Origin of the sequence: Streptomyces sp. UW30, from assembly GCF_008042075.1 — a bacterium.
Classification (GTDB): domain Bacteria; phylum Actinomycetota; class Actinomycetes; order Streptomycetales; family Streptomycetaceae; genus Streptomyces.
In genome coordinates this window covers 775860-794369 of record NZ_RDBN01000053.1, presented here as the reverse complement: position 1 = coordinate 794369, position 18510 = coordinate 775860, and the positions used below count along the sequence as shown (strand labels likewise).

The 18510-nt window shown below is 69.6% G+C and carries 13 protein-coding genes and 1 pseudogene; 7 read left to right on the top strand and 7 right to left on the bottom strand.

Going from position 1 to position 18510, the window contains the following annotated elements:
• From EAO75_RS37825 to EAO75_RS37810, 3 genes are all read left to right on the top strand, one after another.
• Nucleotides 1-648, top strand: a 648-nt coding sequence (locus EAO75_RS37825) for a ComF family protein (RefSeq protein ID WP_410092651.1), incomplete at its 5' end; no start/stop codon positions are given.
• Between the two features lie 315 nt (nt 649-963).
• The gene (gene hpf / locus EAO75_RS37815; protein WP_410092843.1) at nt 964-1656 is read left to right on the top strand and encodes a ribosome hibernation-promoting factor, HPF/YfiA family; all 693 of its coding nucleotides are present in this window, start codon (nt 964-966) and stop codon (nt 1654-1656) included.
• A 201-nt stretch (nt 1657-1857) separates the two neighbouring features.
• The gene (locus EAO75_RS37810) at nt 1858-2604 is read left to right on the top strand and encodes a response regulator (RefSeq protein WP_147999623.1); all 747 of its coding nucleotides are present in this window, start codon (nt 1858-1860) and stop codon (nt 2602-2604) included.
• Nucleotides 2605-2606: 2 nt separating this feature from the next.
• Here the strand turns inward: EAO75_RS37810 and EAO75_RS37805 are convergent, their stop codons facing one another.
• From EAO75_RS37805 to EAO75_RS37795, 3 genes and pseudogenes are all read right to left on the bottom strand, one after another.
• On the bottom strand, nt 2607-3806 hold the full coding sequence (locus EAO75_RS37805) for a winged helix-turn-helix domain-containing protein (RefSeq protein WP_147999622.1): 1200 nt from the start codon (nt 3804-3806) through the stop codon (nt 2607-2609).
• Nucleotides 3807-3893: 87 nt separating this feature from the next.
• Nucleotides 3894-4103: pseudogene (locus EAO75_RS37800) on the bottom strand (GNAT family N-acetyltransferase); the annotation flags it as partial.
• 89 nt (nt 4104-4192) lie between these two features.
• Nucleotides 4193-4774 carry a GNAT family N-acetyltransferase gene (locus tag EAO75_RS37795; protein WP_147999621.1) on the bottom strand — a complete coding sequence of 194 codons (582 nt, stop codon included), beginning with the start codon at nt 4772-4774 and terminating at the stop codon, nt 4193-4195.
• Between the two features lie 271 nt (nt 4775-5045).
• On the opposite strand from EAO75_RS37795, the gene secA reads away from it, so the two are divergent.
• On the top strand, nt 5046-7895 hold the full coding sequence (secA, locus tag EAO75_RS37790; RefSeq protein WP_147999620.1) for a preprotein translocase subunit SecA: 2850 nt from the start codon (nt 5046-5048) through the stop codon (nt 7893-7895).
• Nucleotides 7896-8085: 190 nt separating this feature from the next.
• On the opposite strand, the gene EAO75_RS46235 is transcribed toward secA, so the two are convergent.
• Entirely contained in the window at nt 8086-8757 is a 672-nt protein-coding gene (locus EAO75_RS46235; protein ID WP_187284747.1) for an Rv3235 family protein, read from the bottom strand.
• Between the two features lie 327 nt (nt 8758-9084).
• Between EAO75_RS46235 and EAO75_RS37775 the strand changes: the two genes are divergently transcribed.
• Both EAO75_RS37775 and EAO75_RS37770 read left to right on the top strand, forming a co-directional pair.
• A complete protein-coding gene (locus tag EAO75_RS37775; protein WP_147999618.1) occupies nt 9085-9600 on the top strand; it encodes a DUF6912 family protein in 516 nt (171 codons plus the stop codon).
• Nucleotides 9601-9676: 76 nt separating this feature from the next.
• On the top strand, nt 9677-10342 hold the full coding sequence (locus EAO75_RS37770) for an HAD family hydrolase (RefSeq protein WP_147999617.1): 666 nt from the start codon (nt 9677-9679) through the stop codon (nt 10340-10342).
• Nucleotides 10343-10545: 203 nt separating this feature from the next.
• Here EAO75_RS37770 and EAO75_RS37765 read toward each other — a convergent pair whose 3' ends face one another.
• On the bottom strand, nt 10546-11112 hold the full coding sequence (locus EAO75_RS37765) for a DJ-1/PfpI family protein (protein ID WP_147999616.1): 567 nt from the start codon (nt 11110-11112) through the stop codon (nt 10546-10548).
• Between the two features lie 761 nt (nt 11113-11873).
• Here EAO75_RS37765 and EAO75_RS37760 point away from each other — a divergent pair.
• The gene (locus EAO75_RS37760) at nt 11874-16805 is read left to right on the top strand and encodes an NAD-glutamate dehydrogenase (protein ID WP_147999615.1); all 4932 of its coding nucleotides are present in this window, start codon (nt 11874-11876) and stop codon (nt 16803-16805) included.
• A 97-nt stretch (nt 16806-16902) separates the two neighbouring features.
• Here the strand turns inward: EAO75_RS37760 and EAO75_RS37755 are convergent, their stop codons facing one another.
• On the bottom strand, nt 16903-17742 hold the full coding sequence (locus EAO75_RS37755; protein WP_187284746.1) for an ABC transporter ATP-binding protein: 840 nt from the start codon (nt 17740-17742) through the stop codon (nt 16903-16905).
• Nucleotides 17735-18510 (bottom strand): ABC transporter permease (locus tag EAO75_RS37750; protein ID WP_148000515.1); only part of this gene is annotated, 776 nt, incomplete at its 5' end. The genes EAO75_RS37755 and EAO75_RS37750, both read right to left, overlap by 8 nt.

The following is an 18510-nucleotide window of genomic DNA, read 5'->3' as shown; positions in this document are numbered from 1 at the left end:
GCGTTCCTTGTGGGCCAGCAGCATGGCCCGTACCTCGTCCGCGTGCCGGTTCCGTCCGCGCGGAGTGCGGTGCGGGCCCGGGGCCATGATCCGGCGCGGCGGATCGCGCTCGCGGCGGCGCGTGAGCTGCGGCGGGCCGGGACGCCGGCCCGGGTGCTCGCCGTGCTGCGGCAGGGGCGTGCGGTGGCCGACCAGTCGGGGCTCAACTCCCGGCAGCGGCTGGACAATCTCGCGGGCGCGTTGACGGTCGCTCCCGGCGGGGGCCGGTTGCTGGCCGGTGGTGGTGCGGTCGTGCTCGTCGACGACCTGATGACGACGGGTGCGTCCTTGGCAGAGGCGGCGCGCGCCGTGCGGGCCGCTCTGGCCGAGGAGGAGGGCCCTCGCGATCTGGACGGTGCAGCGGTGGAGGAGGCGGACGCGTATGGATGGGGGACCGAGGCGCCCGGTGGGTGTGGTGACAGGGCAACCGTTGTGTATCGAGCGGGAAGTCGGGAAAGCACAGGGGAACGGAAGGCCGGATCGACGGAGGGCGCTGTGCGGCGGATGCGTGGGGTGCCGGGAATCATGACCGCCGGACGCCCTGATGACCTGATCTGCGCGGCCGTGGTCGCCGCGCCTCCGGATTCCTTCGAAATAAACCGGAACTGACTGAGAACTTGCATCGTTGCAGGTAACGAGAGGGTCAATTCACCTGAACGGAGGTACGCCGCAGTAGAGGGTGACGACATCCGTCCGGGCGAGATATGTTCGGTTGTGAGGGAAAGGCGCAGGCCATCCCCGTCATATCCGAATGCCGTGCCGCGGGTTTTGCGCAATCGACCGCGGCCATGGGGTGGAGATCTTGCCCATGGGGGAGGAGGAGGTGGAAGTCACCGAGTCCGAGGTTCCGGGGTTCCCCGGAGCCTGGTGCAAAAGGGAGATGCTCCGCCGATGGAGCGGGGCGATCCGGGAACGGAGTTCTGCGTGGACATCGTCGTCAAAGGCCGCAAGACCGAGGTGCCCGAGCGGTTCCGCAAGCACGTGGCCGAGAAGCTGAAGCTGGAGAAGATCCAGAGGCTCGATGCCAAGGTGATCAGCCTCGACGTCGAGGTGTCCAAGGAGCCCAACCCGCGACAGGCCGACCGCAGCGATCGAGTGGAGATCACGCTCCGCTCCCGCGGTCCGGTGATCCGGGCGGAGGCAGCGGCCAGCGACCCGTACGCGGCACTCGATCTGGCGGCCGAGAAGCTGGATGCCCGGCTTCGCAAGCAGCACGACAAGCGTTACTCGCGCCGAGGCGCACGCCGACTCACGGCGGCCGAGGTCCCCGACCACGTTCCGGGCGCGGCGACGCTCAATGGCAACGGCCACACCTTCCAGGAAGACGAGCCGGACGGCGTTCCCACCAAGAAGATCGGCTCGCTGGAAGTGAAGGGCGAAGGGCCCCTCGTCGTACGCGAGAAGACGCACGTCGCCTCCCCGATGACCCTCGACCAGGCCCTCTACGAGATGGAACTGGTCGGACACGACTTCTATCTCTTCGTCGACTCCGAGACGAAGGAACCGAGTGTCGTCTACCGGCGGCACGCCTATGACTACGGGGTCATCCACCTCAACACGGATCCGATGGTCGCCCAGGGGCAATCTCCCGCGGCTGGTGGCACGCTGGGCGGCTGACCCACCCGGCTGACAGCTGAGCCGGTGCCCCTGGAGCGCGTGTGCGCCCCCAGGGGCACCGGTGTGCGACCACTTCGCGCCCCGCTCGTCACCGCAGTGCCGGTCGGGCATGAAATCATGGCCGCACCGGTCCAACCGTTGGGCCGCTGCCTTGGGTTGGCGATGGCACACGACCAGCCGCAGCCTTCAGGGGGAGGAACGATGGCGGACAGCTTCGGACCGATGCGGGACGAGGATGCCGACGGCGATGTCGTCGGTATGGGCCAGGACGCGGGCTCGCCACGCAAGGAGCCGATCAGAGTCCTCGTCGTCGACGACCACGCCCTGTTCCGCCGTGGACTGGAGATCGTGCTCGCGGCCGAGGAGGACATCCAGGTCGTCGGGGAGGCGGGAGACGGTGCGGAAGCCGTCGACAAGGCCGCCGACCTGCTGCCGGACATCATCCTGATGGACGTGCGGATGCCCAAGCGGGGCGGGATCGAGGCCTGCACCTCCATCAAGGAGGTGGCCCCCAGCGCGAAGATCATCATGCTGACGATCAGCGACGAGGAGGCCGACCTCTACGACGCGATCAAGGCGGGCGCCACCGGCTATCTCCTCAAGGAGATCTCCACGGACGAGGTGGCCACGGCCATTCGCGCGGTGGCCGACGGGCAGTCGCAGATCAGCCCGTCCATGGCGTCGAAGCTGCTCACCGAGTTCAAGTCGATGATCCAGCGGACGGACGAGCGCCGGCTCGTGCCCGCGCCGCGGCTGACGGACCGCGAGCTGGAGGTCCTCAAGCTCGTCGCGACGGGGATGAACAACCGCGATATCGCCAAGGAGTTGTTCATCTCCGAGAACACCGTGAAGAACCACGTGCGCAACATCCTGGAGAAGCTGCAGCTGCACTCCAGGATGGAGGCCGTGGTGTACGCGATGCGGGAGAAGATCCTCGAGATCCGCTGAGGTCAGCCCACCAGGCGGGCGAGCTCCTTGGCGAGCGGCTCGCGCAGGTCGGGTGCGTCGACCCGCTCCACCCGTACGTCCGTGCAGTCCACCCAGCTCGCCGCCTCGACCAGCGCCTGGGCCACCGCCGGGACCGCCTTCGGGCCGTCCAGAGTGGCCTGCTTGGCGACCAGGGTGCTGCCCGCGCGGGCCGGGTCCACACGGCCGACGAGACGGCCGCCGGCCAGGACCGGCATCGCGAAGTAGCCGTAGACCCGCTTCTGCTTCGGTACGTACGCCTCCAGGCGGTGCGTGAAGCCGAAGATCCGCTCCGTGCGCGCCCGCTCCCAGATCAGGGAGTCGAACGGGGACAGCAGCGTCGTACGGTGGCGGCCTCGCGGAGGCGTCTCCAGGGCCGCCGGGTCGGCCCAGGCCGGCTTGCCCCAGCCCTCGACCGTGACCGGGACCAGACCCGAGTCGGCGATCACCGCGTCCACCTGCTCGCCCTTGAGGCGGTGGTAGTCGGCGATGTCCGCGCGCGTGCCGACGCCGAGGGACTGGCCTGCCAGGCGGACCAGGCGGCGCAGGCACTCGGTGTCGTCCAGCTCGTCGTGCAGCAGCGCCTGCGGGACGGCGCGCTCGGCGAGGTCGTAGACGCGCTTCCAGCCGCGGCGCTCGACGCAGACCACCTCGCCGTACATCAGGGCGCGCTCGACGGCGACCTTCGCGCCCGACCAGTCCCACCACTCGCTCGTCCGCTTCGCGCCGCCCAGCTCCGTCGCGGTGAGGGGACCCTCGGCGCGCAGCTGCTTGATCACCTGGTCGTAGGTGCCGTCGGGGAGGTCGTGGTTCCAGTGCGGCCGGTTGCGGTAGGCGCGGCGACGGAACGCGAAGTGGGGCCACTCCTCGACGGGGAGGATGCAGGCCGCGTGGGACCAGTACTCGAAGGCGTGAGGTCGTGCAGCAGGCGCGCCCGTGGATGCAGCGGTCCAGTACGCCCTCTCGACCGTCTTACGGCCCACCGCGCCCAGGCGGGCGTACGGGATGAGCTCGTGGGAGCGGGCCAGGACCGAGATGGTGTCGAGCTGCACCGCGCCGAGATGACGGAGGATGCCGCGGACGCCCGACCTGCGGTCGAGGGCACCGAGGAAGCCCTGTGCGCGCAGCGCGATGCGGCGGGCCTCGTCGGCCGAGAGGTCGGTGATGGGGTGCAGGGTGGTCATGCTCGGCACCCTAGATGCTGGGACTGACAACGCGGAGTGAGCTGGGGATTTGCTCGCGGCAGCCGGTTGCGGCCCCGGCGGGAGCGGCTAGGCCGGCTGGTTCCGCGGCGGCAGATAAGGGGCCGTCGACGGCAGCGCCAGGTCCGACGGCAGCAGGGAGCCGACCCAGCAGTCCCGGCGTACGCCTTGCTGGACGATGGCGGAGCGGAGCGTGCCCTCCAGGGTGAATCCGGCCCGTTCGGCCACCGCGCGGGAGGGCCTGTTGCCCACCTCCGCGCGCCATTCCACGCGGTCGACATGCTCGGCACCCTAGATGCTGGGACTGACAACGCGGAGTGAGCTGGGGATTTGCTCGCGGCAGCCGGTTGCGGCCCCGGCGGGAGCGGCTAGGCCGGCTGGTTCCGCGGCGGCAGATAAGGGGCCGTCGACGGCAGCGCCAGGTCCGACGGCAGCAGGGAGCCGACCCAGCAGTCCCGGCGTACGCCTTGCTGGACGATGGCGGAGCGGAGCGTGCCCTCCAGGGTGAATCCGGCCCGTTCGGCCACCGCGCGGGAGGGCCTGTTGCCCACCTCCGCGCGCCATTCCACGCGGTCGATCGACAGTTGGACGAAGGCCCAGCGCGCCGCGGCGAGGACGGCCTCGGTGACATAGCCGCGGCCGCGGTGCTCCTTCGCGCCCCAGAAGCCGATCTCGGCCTCGCTCATGGAACGCATCGTGAGGCCGAGCATGCCCACCAGGTCCTCCCCTTCGGGGAGGAAGAGGCCCCAGCTGAACATCGAGCCGTTCTTCCAGCCCTCGGGGACGAGCTCTTCCGTGAAGCTGTGGGCGTGCTCGCGCAAATAGGGCGAGGGGATCGTGGTCCAGCGCTGGATGTCGGGATCCTGCGCGGCCTCGTACACCGCGGCGGTGTCCTTCGGCCCTACCGTGCGCATCAGCAGGCGGTCGGTGGTGAGCGTGACGGGTTCCATCGGCCGATTCTCCTCGCGGGTTCGTCGCAAGCGCCAACGCATATGCGGTGGGTGAGCGCGCGATCGCATTTCGCACAATTCATGGGTGGAACGCGGCACCATCCACGACCCCCGTCCGTTGTCCCCTTTGACGGAGATTTGAAGCAGCGGACGCTCGTCACCCCCGGCAGGCTCCCGGCGCGGCAGGGTCCTCGCATACGATGGCCGTTGCTCAGCCAAGTCAAATGGAAACCGACCGTCCCAGGCCCGACCGGCAAGGAGACCAACCCCCGTGTCCGTCCTCTCGAAGATCATGCGTGCAGGCGAAGGCAAGATCCTGCGCAAGCTGCACCGCATCGCGGACCAGGTCAACTCCATCGAAGAGGACTTCGTCGACCTCTCCGACGCCGAGCTGCGGGCCCTCACCGATGAGTACAAGCAGCGCTACGCCGATGGTGAGAGCCTGGACGACCTGCTGCCCGAGGCCTTCGCCACCGTCCGAGAGGCCGCCAAGCGCGTCCTCGGACAGCGTCACTACGACGTCCAGATCATGGGCGGCGCGGCCCTCCACCTCGGCTACGTGGCGGAGATGAAGACCGGTGAGGGCAAGACGCTCGTCGGCACGCTGCCCGCGTATCTGAACGCGCTGTCGGGCAAGGGCGTCCACCTGATCACGGTCAACGACTATCTGGCCGAGCGCGACTCCGAGATGATGGGCCGCGTTCACAAGTTCCTGGGCCTCAACGTCGGCTGCATCCTCGCCAACATGACACCGGCCCAGCGCCGCGAGCAGTACGCGAGCGACATCACGTACGGCACGAACAACGAGTTCGGCTTCGACTACCTCCGCGACAACATGGCGTGGTCCAAGGACGAACTCGTCCAGCGCGGCCACAACTTCGCCATCGTCGACGAGGTCGACTCCATCCTCGTCGACGAGGCCCGTACGCCGCTGATCATCTCCGGCCCCGCCGACCAGGCCACCAAGTGGTACGGCGACTTCGCCAAGCTGGTCACCCGCCTGAAGAAGGGCGAGGCCGGCAACCCGCTCAAGGGCCTCGAGGAGACCGGCGACTACGACGTCGACGAGAAGAAGCGCACGGTCGCCATCCACGAGGCCGGTGTCGCCAAGGTCGAGGACTGGCTGGGCATCGACAACCTCTACGAGTCGGTGAACACGCCTCTGGTGGGCTACCTGAACAACGCCATCAAGGCGAAGGAGCTCTTCAAGAACGACAAGGACTACGTCGTCATCGACGGCGAGGTCATGATCGTCGACGAGCACACCGGCCGTATCCTCGCCGGCCGCCGCTACAACGAGGGCATGCACCAGGCGATCGAGGCGAAGGAAGGGGTGGACATCAAGGACGAGAACCAGACCCTCGCCACGATCACCCTGCAGAACTTCTTCCGCCTCTACAAGCGCCACGACCACAACGACAAGGAACAGCCCGGTCTGTGCGGCATGACCGGTACGGCGATGACCGAGGCCGCCGAGTTCCACCAGATCTACAAGCTCGGCGTGGTCCCGATCCCGACGAACCGGCCGATGGTCCGCAAGGACCAGTCGGACCTGATCTACCGCACCGAGGTCGCGAAGTTCGAGGCGGTCGTCGACGACATCGTCGAGAAGCACGAGAAGGGCCAGCCGATCCTCGTCGGTACGACGTCGGTCGAGAAGTCCGAGTACCTGTCGCAGCAGCTGTCCAAGCGCGGCGTCCAGCACGAGGTGCTGAACGCCAAGCAGCACGACCGTGAGGCGATCATCGTCGCCCAGGCCGGCCGCAAGGGCGCCGTCACCGTCGCCACGAACATGGCCGGCCGCGGTACGGACATCAAGCTCGGCGGCAACCCCGAGGACCTCGCCGAGGCGGAGCTGCGCCAGCGCGGCCTCGACCCCGAGGAGCACATCGAGGAGTGGGCCCAGTACCTGCCGGCCGCCCTGGAGCGGGCCGAGCAGGCGGTCAAGGCGGAGTTCGAGGAGGTCAAGGACCTCGGCGGCCTCTATGTCCTCGGCACCGAGCGGCACGAGTCGCGTCGTATCGACAACCAGCTGCGCGGTCGTTCCGGCCGTCAGGGTGACCCGGGCGAGTCCCGCTTCTACCTGTCCCTCGGCGACGACCTGATGCGCCTGTTCAAGGCCCAGATGGTCGAGCGCGTGATGTCGATGGCGAACGTCCCGGACGACGTGCCGATCGAGAACAAGATGGTCACGCGCGCGATCGCGTCCGCGCAGTCGCAGGTCGAGCAGCAGAACTTCGAGACCCGTAAGAACGTCCTGAAGTACGACGAGGTCCTCAACCGCCAGCGCGAGGTCATCTACGGCGAGCGGCGCCGCGTCCTGGAGGGCGAGGACCTGCACGAGCAGGTGCAGCACTTCACGAACGACACGATCGACGCCTACATCAGCGCCGAGACCGCCGAGGGCTTCGCCGAGGAGTGGGACCTGGACCGGTTGTGGGGCGCCTTCAAGCAGCTCTACCCGGTGAAGGTCACCATCGAGGAGCTGGAGGAGGCGGCCGGCGACCGGGCCGGTCTGACCGCCGAGTTCATCGCGGAGTCCATCAAGGACGACGTCCGCGAGCAGTACGAGCAGCGCGAGACGCAGCTCGGCTCCGAGATCATGCGTGAGCTGGAGCGCCGCGTCGTGCTGTCGGTCCTGGACCGCAAGTGGCGCGAGCACCTCTACGAGATGGACTACCTCCAGGAAGGCATCGGCCTGCGCGCGATGGCGCAGAAGGACCCGCTGGTCGAGTACCAGCGCGAGGGCTTCGACATGTTCACCGCGATGATGGAGGGCATCAAGGAGGAGTCCGTCGGCTATCTGTTCAACCTGGAGGTCCAGGTCGAGCAGCAGGTCGAGGAGGTCCCGGTCGAGGACACCAAGCCGGTGGCCGACCTGGAGAAGAAGGACGCGGTGCCGGCGCAGGCGGGCGCGCGTCCCGAGATCCGCGCCAAGGGGCTCGAGGCTCCGCGCCGTCCGGACCGGCTGCACTACACCGCGCCCAAGGTGGACGGCGAGGGTGACATCGTCGAGGGCGACTTCGACAACGGCGACGAGCCGGTGCGCTCCGAGGCCGACGGCCTCACGCGCGCGGAGCGGCGCAAGCAGTCGCGGGGCGGGCGTCGCCGCAAGAAGTAACGCGGGCGGGACGCCGCGGCGCCGCCGTTGAGAAGACGGCGACGGTGAGTGCGGCGTCGGCACAGCGGCTGAAAGGGCCGGGTCTCCTCTGGGAGCCCGGCCCTTCGCCTGTGCGCCGCCCTCCGGCGCTGCCCTCCGATGGCCGCCGTCCCGCGCCCTCCCGCGCCCCTGCGGCGGCCTGCATCGGCCGTCAGGCGTCGGTCGCGCCCGGCCTGCGTTGGCCGCCCAGTTCCACCGCTGTGCAGCGCCAGCGGAGGTCTCCGCCCTGCTCCAGTCGGAAGGCCATGGCGCGCAGTTGGTCGCCGGCGCCGATGCGGGCGAAGGCCTCGATGGCGCCCTCGCGGGGCTCGAAGTAGCCGATGTCGCGGACGACGGGGCGGGCGCCGCGGGTACGCAGGGGGCCGCGTTCCGCGAGCCAGGCGAGTTCGTCGTAGGCGCGGCCGGCGGTGTGGCGGAGCATCGAGTGGACGGGGCGCTGGCCGCTCAGGACCAGGAGCAGACGGTCGGCGAAGACGTCGGTGGGGCGGGGTTGGGGGACGGTGTGCCTTACGAGGGCGGTTTCGACTGCGGGACCGCTCTGCAACGTGTCGGGAGCCGGAGCCGGAGCCGGAGCCGGAGCCGGAGCCGGAGCGGGAGCGGGCGCGGGCGCGGGCGCGGTCGGTGGGCGGGTGTCCGTGGGCCTGGTGCCGGCGCGCAGGCCCGTCGTGCCCGGGGAACCGGGTGGGCGGCCTCCGGGGGACGTCGTACGGGGCATGCCGCCGCTAGGGGTGCGTGGCGGGGAGCCGGCAGGGCGGCGGGTGTCGCGGCGGGTCGGTGGGCGGGTGCCGGGGCGGTGCTGCGTCCTGGTCATGACCTTGTGCATGGAGTCCCCGTTCGGCGGGCCCGGGAAATACCGGGCGGTAACTTCGTTGGCTGGTGATCTTGTACGGGGCCGAAGGGGCCGACGGCAAGGAAGCGGGGGCCCGCTCAGGGCGGCAGGAATCTTCACTTATCCGGGTGATGAACGGGCGCGGAAGCCCGTGGCGACAAGGGAGTCCCGGGTGAGTTTCCGGACCGGAGTGGACGCCGTAGAGGGTGGCGGCGGGGACTCGAAAGGGGACACGCGCACGTATCCTGAAGGCCCTCCGGGAGGCGCGGGATCGCCCTCTCCGGGTGCTCGCGGAGCCTACGAACACGAAAGCGGTCAGTCATGCGCGCCTACGTCCCCCTGACGCTCCCCGGTCTCGCCGAGGCGTACAAGACGGGAGAGCTGGGGACCGGACCGCTCGTCGCCTACGCCGTCACGCCCGCGTTGCGCGAGTGGTATCTCTCCGACGACATCGAGGAGTTGGAGTACGCGGCGCTGAACCGGGCCGCGCTCGCCTCGCTGCGGCTGCTCGCGGCCGACGCGGGGGCGCTGCGGCGCCGGGTCGTGGTCGCCGTCGACGTGCCCGACGGGGCGGCCGTCGCGGACCCCGACCGGGGGCTGGACCCCTCGGCGCTGGGCGAGGTGCGGATCGCCGCGGGCGTGGCGCTGGCCAAGGCGGCGGCTGTGCACGTCGACGCAGACGACGCCGAGGCGGACGTGGCGGCGGCCGCCGAGGTGCTGGAGGCGGCGGACGGCGGGGACGACGACGCGCAGTTCGTCGTGGACGGGGCCGAGGACCATGAGCTGCTGTGGTACGCGACCCAGGAGATCCCGAACCTGGTCGGGCTGGGGGACTGAGTCGGCCCCGGCGTCCTGGTGGCCCGTTGACCTGCTGTTCTCTTGATTGTCAGTGGTGGCGGGTACGGTTTTGGACATGGGGAAGCACGTAGACGCGCACATTGTCTGGGACTGGAACGGGACGCTGTTCCACGACAATGACGCGATCATCGGGGCGACGAACGCGGCGTTCGCCGAGCTGGGGCTCGAACCGATCACGATGGAGCAGTACCGGACGCTGTACTGCGTGCCGGTGCCGAAGTTCTACGAGCGGTTGCTCGGGCGGCTGCCGACCGATGCCGAGTGGCTGGTCATGGACGAGACCTTCCACCGGTATTACGACGAGCACCGGGTGAGGTGCGGGCTCACCGAGGGCGTCGCGGACCTGCTCGTGGGGTGGCGCTCGGCGGGGCGCAGCCAGTCGATCCTCAGCATGTACGGGCATGACGAACTCGTCCCGCTCGTGCGGGGGTTCGGGATCGAGGAGCACTTCATACGGGTCGACGGCCGGACCGGGCCGTCCGGGGGCAGCAAGGCCGAGCACATGGTGCGGCACATCAAGGCGCTCGCGAGCGTGGATCCCGCTCGCACGGTGGTGATCGGGGACGCCGCCGACGACGGTGTGGCGGCGCTGCACGTGGGGGCGCGGGCCGTGCTCTACACCGGCGGGTCGCACAGCCGGGCGAGCCTGGAGGGGGTCGGGGTCCCGGTGGTGGACACGCTGAGGGAGGCCGTCGCGGAGGCCGAGCGGCTGGCCGCGTGAGCGTGGGGCCGCTCGCTGTGTGAGCGCGCGAGCGCGCAGTGGCGCGGCACGGCGGGGACTCGGCGTCACGGAGGCGGTCCCAGCGCCGCGCCCTGTGGTTCCTCGTCGCCCCACGCGGTCCCCGGCGTCCCGCGAGGTCCCCGGCGTCCCGCGAGGTCCCCGGCGTCCCGCGCGGTCCCCGGCGCCCCGCGAGGCCCCTGTCCTCAGCTCACCGGTGCCTTCGAGCGCAGGACGGTCAGGAACTCGCGCATCCAGCCGGAGTGGTCCGGCCAGGCGCGTGAGGAGACCAGGGTGCCGTCGACGACCGCCTCGGCGTCCTGGAAGGTGGCGCCGGCGGCCTGCATGTCCAGCTCCAGGGCCGGGTACGCCGTGACGCGGCGGCCGCGGAGGCTGTCGATCGCCGCGGTGAGCAGGGGGCCGTGGCAGATCTGGGCGACCGGCTTGTCGGAGTCGAAGAACGACTTGAGGATCTTGCGGAGCTCGGGGTCGTTGCGGAGGTACTCGGGGGCCCGGCCGCCGGGGATGACGACGGCCACGTAGTCGCCGGGGTCGACTTCGGAGAAGGCGAGGTCGGCGGGCCAGGTGTAGCCGGGTTTCTCGGTGTAGGTGTCGAAGCCCGGCTCGAAGTCGTGCACGACGAACTGGAGCTTCTTGCGGGTGGGGGCCGCGATGTGGACGTCGTAGCCCTCCTCGCGGAGGCGCTGGTAGGGGTAGAGGACCTCCAGGGACTCCGCGGCGTCGCCGGTGACGATGAGGATCTTCGCTGTCATGTCGGGTGCGCTCCTCTGCTCGGCCGTGGTCTGCTTCGCGGCCGTGGTTGGCGGCTCCGTCGGACCGGCCTCTTGGGCAACGTGCCTCCGGGCGGGGGGATTGCCAAGGGGGCGTGCGGTTCGAGGGTGCCGTCGGGAACGCCCCTGCCGTGGGCACAGCGCGGCTCTCCGCCGGGCAGGCTTCGACCCACGGCTGTTTTCGGACACGGGCCGCCCCTGGATGGCGTGATTCCGGACCGCTCCCGGTCCCGGCCGCCGTCTCCGCCGTACATCTCAGGCTCCCCCTTGCTGTCCGACCCCGCCAGTTACGCCCTCCCCGCACCGTTTGACCCTGTGCAGAACGTCAAAGTTCTCCCCCTGGTTTTGTACACATACGGCTCATGACGGGGGCCCTGTAAGGAGCGATAGCCTTAGTGGCGTGATCAGCGCGATAGCTCGCGGGGGCATTGTTGCCCCTGCCCTGCGCCCGGAGAGCACGGACGACATCCGTGACCGGGCGGCGGTCGCTGGTCCTCGCGGGCGGGAGGGAGCCGGAAGGGCTCCCTGGAAGCAGCCATGTACACCCCGGGCGCAGACGTCGCAGAGAGCAGCGTCACACCCCCGGGGCAGCTCAAGATTGGCTCATATGCCCCCGCATATCTCACCTCGCGGCATAGCGTCGAAGCAGACCGGACACCCCGCGTCGCGGCGTTACACCGGAGGGGAAGAGACCGTACTTCCTTCAACGTCACGCAACGGCGCGCGACAGGAGCCAGAGGACAATGCAGACCAAGCTGGACGAAGCCAAGGCCGAGCTGCTCGAGAGGGCCGCCCGGGTAGCTGAGAACAGCCCGGTCGGGGGGCACCTACCGACTGGGACCACGGACGAGAGCAGCCCCGGCACCCCGGACCACGACACCGTGCTCTCGTTCCTCCAGCGCTACTACCTGCACACCGCCCCGGAGGACCTCACCGACCGCGACCCGGTCGACATCTTCGGTGCCGCTTTCTCGCACTATCGCCTGGCCGAGAACCGCCCCCAGGGCACGGCCAACGTGCGGGTGCACACGCCCACCGTGGAAGAGAACGGGTGGACGTGCAGCCACTCCGTCGTGGAGGTCGTCACCGACGACATGCCCTTCCTCGTCGACTCCGTCACCAACGAGCTGACGCGGCAGGGGCGGGGCATCCATGTGGTCATCCACCCGCAGGTCTTCGTCCGCCGCGACCTCACCGGCAAGCTCATCGAGGTGCTCACCACGCCGCCCTCCGGCGAGCTGCCGCACGACACCTATACCGAGTCCTGGATCCACGTCGAGATCGACCGCGAGACCGACCGCGGCGACCTGAAGCAGATCACCGCCGACCTGCTGCGCGTCCTGTCCGATGTCCGCGAGGCCGTCGAGGACTGGAGCAAGATGCGGGATCTGGCCATGCGCATGGCCGACGAGCTGCCCCGGGAGCCCCACTCCGATCTGCGCGACCAGGAGTTCGAGGAGGCCCGCGAGCTGCTGCGCTGGCTGGCCGACGACCACTTCACCTTCCTCGGCTTCCGTGAGTACGAGCTGCGCGAGGACGACTCGCTGGCCGCCGTGCCGGGCACCGGCCTCGGCATCCTGCGCTCCGACCCGCAGCACTCGGAGACCGACAGCCACCCCGTCAGCCCGTCCTTCGAGAGGCTGCCCGCCGACGCGCGCGCCAAGGCCCGCGAGCACAAGCTGCTCATCCTCACCAAGGCCAACAGCCGGGCGACCGTGCACCGGCCGTCGTACCTCGACTACGTCGGGGTGAAGAAGTTCGACGAGAACGGCGAGGTCGTCGGCGAGCGCCGCTTCCTGGGACTGTTCTCCTCCGCTGCGTACACCGAGTCGGTCCGCCGCGTGCCCGTCGTCCGGCGCAAGGTCGACGACGTGCTGCGGGTCGCCGGCTTCTCGCCCAACAGCCACGACGGGCGCGACCTGCTCCAGATCCTGGAGACCTACCCGCGCGACGAGCTCTTCCAGACCCCGGTCCCCGAGCTCCAGCGCATCGCGACCTCCGTCCTCTACCTCCAGGAACGCCGCAGGCTGCGGCTCTACCTGCGCCAGGACGAGTACGGCCGCTACTACTCGGCCCTCGTCTACCTCCCGCGCGACCGCTACACCACCGGCGTGCGCCTGCGGATCATCGACATCCTGAAGGAGGAGCTCGACGGCACCAGCGTCGACTTCACCGCCTGGAACACCGAGTCGATCCTCTCCCGGCTGCACTTCGTCGTCCGGGTCCCGCAGGGCACCGAGCTGCCGGAGCTGTCCGAGGCCGACAAGGAGCGCATCGAGGCCCGCCTGGTCGAGGCCGCGCGTTCCTGGGCCGACGGCTTCGCCGACGCGCTCAACGCCGAACTCGGTGAGGAGCGCGCCGCCGAGCTGCTGCGCCGCTACGGCAACGCCTTCCCCGAGGGTTACAAGGCCGACCACTCCCCGCGCTCCGCGGTCTCCGACCTGGTGCACATCGAGCAGCTCACCGAGGAGAACGACTTCTCGCTGAGCCTGTACGAGCCGGTCGGCGCCGCCCCCGAGGAGCGCCGCTTCAAGATCTACCGCAAGGGCGCTGCCGTCTCCCTGTCCGCCGTCCTGCCCGTCCTCAGCCGGCTCGGCGTCGAGGTCGTCGACGAGCGGCCCTACGAGCTGCGCTGCTCCGACCGCAGTGTCGCCTGGATCTACGACTTCGGCCTGCGCATGGCGCCGACGGCCGGCGGCGAGTACCTCGGCGACGACGCGCGCGAACGGTTCTCCGAGGCGTTCGCCGCCACCTGGACCGGCAAGGCGGAGAACGACGGCTTCAACGCCCTCGTGCTGGGCGCCGGGCTCACCTGGCGGCAGGCGATGGTGCTGCGGGCGTACGCGAAGTACCTGCGCCAGGCCGGCTCCACCTTCAGCCAGGACTACATGGAGGACACCCTCCGCAACAACGTCCACACCACCCGCCTGCTCGTCTCCCTGTTCGAGGCGCGGATGTCGCCGGACCGCCAGCGTGCGGGCCACGAGATCGTCGACGCGCTCCTCGAAGAGGTCGACGCGGCGCTCGACCAGGTGGCGAGCCTCGACGAGGACCGGATCCTGCGGTCCTTCCTCACCGTGATCAAGGCGACGCTGCGGACGAACTTCTTCCAGGAGGCGGCGGGCGGTCACCCGCACGACTACGTCTCGATGAAGTTCGACCCGCAGGCCATTCCCGACCTCCCGGCGCCGCGCCCGGCCTTCGAGATCTGGGTCTACTCGCCGCGCGTCGAGGGCGTGCACCTGCGCTTCGGCAAGGTCGCGCGAGGCGGCCTGCGCTGGTCCGACCGGCGTGAGGACTTCCGTACCGAGATCCTCGGCCTGGTCAAGGCGCAGATGGTGAAGAACACCGTCATCGTGCCGGTCGGCGCCAAGGGCGGCTTCGTCGCCAAGCAGCTGCCGGACCCGTCGGTGGACCGGGACGCGTGGCTGGCCGAGGGCGTGGCCTCCTACAAGACCTTCATCTCGGCGCTGCTCGACATCACCGACAACATGGTGGCCGGCGACGTCGTCCCGCCCGCGGACGTCGTACGGCACGACGAGGACGACACCTACCTCGTCGTCGCCGCGGACAAGGGCACCGCGACCTTCTCCGACATCGCCAACGGGGTCGCCGAGCAGTACAACTTCTGGCTCGGTGACGCCTTCGCCTCCGGCGGCTCGGCCGGCTACGACCACAAGGGCATGGGCATCACCGCCCGCGGCGCCTGGGAGTCCGTCAAGCGGCACTTCCGTGAGCTGGGCGTGGACACGCAGAGCGAGGACTTCACGGTCGTCGGCATCGGCGACATGTCCGGTGACGTGTTCGGCAACGGCATGCTGCTCAGCGAGCACATCCGCCTGGTCGCCGCCTTCGACCACCGGCACATCTTCATCGACCCGACCCCGGACGCGGCCACCTCCTACGCCGAGCGCCGCCGCGTCTTCGAGCTGCCCCGCTCCAGCTGGGAGGACTACGACACCGAGCTGATCTCGGCCGGTGGCGGCGTCTTCCCGCGCAGCGCCAAGGCCATCCCGGTCAACGCGCACATCCGCGAGGCCCTGGGCATCGAGGGCAAGGTCGCCAAGATGACCCCGGCCGAGCTGATGAAGGCCATCCTCAAGGCGCCGGTGGACCTGCTGTGGAACGGCGGCATCGGTACGTATGTGAAGGCCTCGACCGAGACCCACGCGGACGTCGGCGACAAGGCCAACGACGCCATCCGCGTCGACGGCGCCGACCTGCGGGTCAAGGCCGTCGGTGAGGGCGGCAACCTGGGGCTGACCCAGCTCGGCCGGATCGAGTTCGCGCGGCAGGGCGGCAAGATCAACACCGATGCCATCGACAACAGCGCGGGCGTCGACACCTCCGACCACGAGGTGAACATCAAGATCCTGCTCAACGGTCTCGTCTCCGACGGGGACATGACCGTCAAGCAGCGCAACAAGCTGCTCGCCGAGATGACCGACGAGGTCGGCCGTCTGGTCCTGCGCAACAACTACGCCCAGAACACGGCGATCGCCAACGCCCTCGCCCAGTCCAGCGCCATGCTCCACGCCCAGCAGCGCTTCATGAAGCACATGGTCAGGGCGGGGCACCTGGACCGGGCGCTGGAGTTCCTGCCCACCGACCGCCAGATCCGCGAACGCCTCGGCACCGGCCACGGCCTGACCGGCCCGGAGACGGCCGTGCTGATGGCGTACACGAAGATCACGGTCGCCGAGGAGCTGCTGCACACCACGCTGCCGGACGACCCGTACCTGAGCACGTTGCTGCACGCGTACTTCCCGACCGAGCTGCGCGAGCAGTTCCCCGAGTACCTCGTCAGCCACCCGCTGCGCCGTGAGATCACCACGACCGTGCTGGTCAACGACACGGTCAACACGGGCGGTACGACGTATCTGCACCGGCTGCGCGAGGAGACCGGTGCCTCGCTGGAGGAGATCGTCCGGGCGCAGACCGTGGCCCGCGCGATCTTCCGCTCGGCGGAGGTGTGGGACGCGGTCGAGGGGCTCGACAACAAGGTCGAGGCCGACGTCCAGACCCGGATCCGGCTGCACTCGCGCCGGCTCGTCGAGCGCGGCACGCGCTGGCTGCTCAACAACCGCCAGCAGCCGCTCCAGCTCGCCGAGACGGTCGACTTCTTCGCCGACCGCGTCGAGCAGGTGTGGTCGCAGCTGCCGAAGCTGCTGCGCGGCGCGGACCTGGAGTGGTACCAGCAGATCTACGACGAGCTGACCGCCGCCGGTGTCCCCGCCGAACTCGCCACGCGGGTCGCCGGGTTCTCGTCCGCCTTCCCGACGCTCGACATCGTCTCGGTGGCCGACCGCACGGGCAAGGACCCGATGGACGTCGCCGAGGTCTACTACGACCTCGCCGACCGGCTGCACATCGCCCAGCTCATGGACCGCATCATCGAGCTGCCGCGTGCCGACCGCTGGCAGTCCATGGCCCGTGCCTCCATCCGCGAGGACCTCTTCGCCGCCCATGCGGCCCTGACCTCGGACGTCCTGGCGGCCGGCAACGGCACCGCGACGCCCGAGCAGCGCTTCAACGTGTGGGAGAAGAAGAACGGCGCGATCCTCGGCCGGGCGCGCACGACGCTGGAGGAGATCCGCGGGTCGGACGCCTTCGACCTGGCCAACCTGTCGGTGGCGATGCGCACCATGCGGACGCTGCTGCGGACGCACACGTGAGCCGCATGAGTTCCTGAGCCTTACGTGCGTCAGGGCGCCCCGGACCGTSACGGTCCGGGGCGCCCTGACGTTCTGGGGAGTGATCTGGGGCTGTGCCTCAGGAAGGAACAGCGGCGGGCGCGGCCTTGGGCTGCGGTTTCGGCTTGGCGGCCTTGTCGCCGGTGAACGCCTCGTACTCCTTCAGGACGTCGTCCGTCGGACCGTCCATGCGCAGCTCGCCGCGCTCCAGCCACAGCACGCGGTCGCAGGTGTCGCGGATCGACTTGTTGTTGTGGCTGACCAGGAACACCGTGCCCGCGTGCTTGCGCAGCTCGCGGATCCGGGCCTCGGAGCGCTTCTGGAAGGAGCGGTCGCCGGTGGCGAGGGCCTCGTCGATCAGCAGGACGTCGTGGTCCTTGGCGGCGGCGATGGAGAAGCGCAGACGGGCCGCCATGCCGGAGGAGTACGTGCGCATGGGCAGGGTGATGAAGTCGCCCTTGTCGTTGATGCCGGAGAAGTCGACGATCTCCTGGTAGCGCTGCTTGACCTGCTCACGGGACATGCCCATCGCGAGGCCGCCGAGGAAGACGTTGCGCTCGCCGGTGAGGTCGTTCATCATGGCCGCGTTCACGCCGAGGAGGGAGGGCTGGCCGTCGGTGTAGATGTGGCCGTTCTCCACCGGGAGCAGGCCCGCGACGGCCTTGAGCAGCGTCGACTTGCCGGAGCCGTTGGTGCCGATGAGGCCGATGGCCTCGCCTCGGTACGCCACGAAGGAGACGTTCTTGACGGCGTGCACCGTGCGCACGCCCGCCGCCTTCTCGGCCTGCCCCCGGCGCAGGATGCGGTTGAGGGCGGCGGTGGCGGAGCCGCGGCCGGCTCCTGTGCCGTTGACGCGGTAGACGATGTCGACGCCGTCGGCGACGACGGTGGGGATGTTCCCGTTCGTGTTCTCAGCCACGGCCGTACGTCTCCTCAGCCTTCCAGAAGTAGATGAAGCCGCCGACCCCGGCGAGCAGGGCCCAGCCCGTCGCGAGGGCCCACACGTGCGGCGGGAGCTGGCTCCCGTGGAAGCTGTCGATCAGTGCGAAGCGCATCAGGTCGATGTACACGGCGGCAGGGTTGGCCTGAAGGAGCTCGGGCACCCAGGACGGCAGGCGCTTGTGGCCGCCCGTGACGTGGCTGATGCTGAACATCACGCCGGACGCGTACATCCACGTGCGCAGCACGAACGGCATCAGCTGGGCGATGTCCGGCGTCTTCGCGCCCATGCGCGCCATGACCATCGCGACGCCCGCGTTGAAGGTGAACTGCAGGAACAGCGCCGGGATCACCAGCACCCAGGACGCGGAGACCGGAATGCCGAAGCAGAGCAGGATCACGAACAGGGCCGCCATCGAGAACAGCAGCTGCTGGAGCTGCTGGAGCGCGAAGGAGATCGGCAGCGCGGCCCGCGGGAAGTGCAGGGCCCGCACCAGGCCCAGGTTCCCGGAGATGGCGCGGGTGCCCGCCATGATCGAGCTCTGGGTGAAGGTCCACACGAACACGCCCGTCACCAGGAACGGGATGTAGTCCGGCACGCCGTGGCTGGTGCCCAGGAGCATGCCGAAGATGAAGTAGTACACCGCCGCGTTCAGCAACGGCGTCATCACCTGCCAGACCTGGCCGAGCTTCGCCTGGCTGTACTGGGCGGTGAGCTTGGCGGTGGCGAAGGCGCTGATGAAGTGGC

What these genes read in the sequence shown, in the direction of transcription:
- EAO75_RS37810 (WP_147999623.1), top strand. Translation starts at nt 1,858, where the DNA reads ATGGCGGACAGCTTCGGACCGATGCGGGACGAGGATGCCGACGGCGAT.
- EAO75_RS37805 (WP_147999622.1), bottom strand. Translation starts at nt 3,806, where the DNA reads ATGACCACCCTGCACCCCATCACCGACCTCTCGGCCGACGAGGCCCGC.
- EAO75_RS37795 (WP_147999621.1), bottom strand. Translation starts at nt 4,774, where the DNA reads ATGGAACCCGTCACGCTCACCACCGACCGCCTGCTGATGCGCACGGTA.
- EAO75_RS46235 (WP_187284747.1), bottom strand. Translation starts at nt 8,757, where the DNA reads ATGCACAAGGTCATGACCAGGACGCAGCACCGCCCCGGCACCCGCCCA.
- EAO75_RS37775 (WP_147999618.1), top strand. Translation starts at nt 9,085, where the DNA reads ATGCGCGCCTACGTCCCCCTGACGCTCCCCGGTCTCGCCGAGGCGTAC.
- EAO75_RS37770 (WP_147999617.1), top strand. Translation starts at nt 9,677, where the DNA reads ATGGGGAAGCACGTAGACGCGCACATTGTCTGGGACTGGAACGGGACG.
- EAO75_RS37765 (WP_147999616.1), bottom strand. Translation starts at nt 11,112, where the DNA reads ATGACAGCGAAGATCCTCATCGTCACCGGCGACGCCGCGGAGTCCCTG.
- EAO75_RS37760 (WP_147999615.1), top strand. Translation starts at nt 11,874, where the DNA reads ATGCAGACCAAGCTGGACGAAGCCAAGGCCGAGCTGCTCGAGAGGGCC.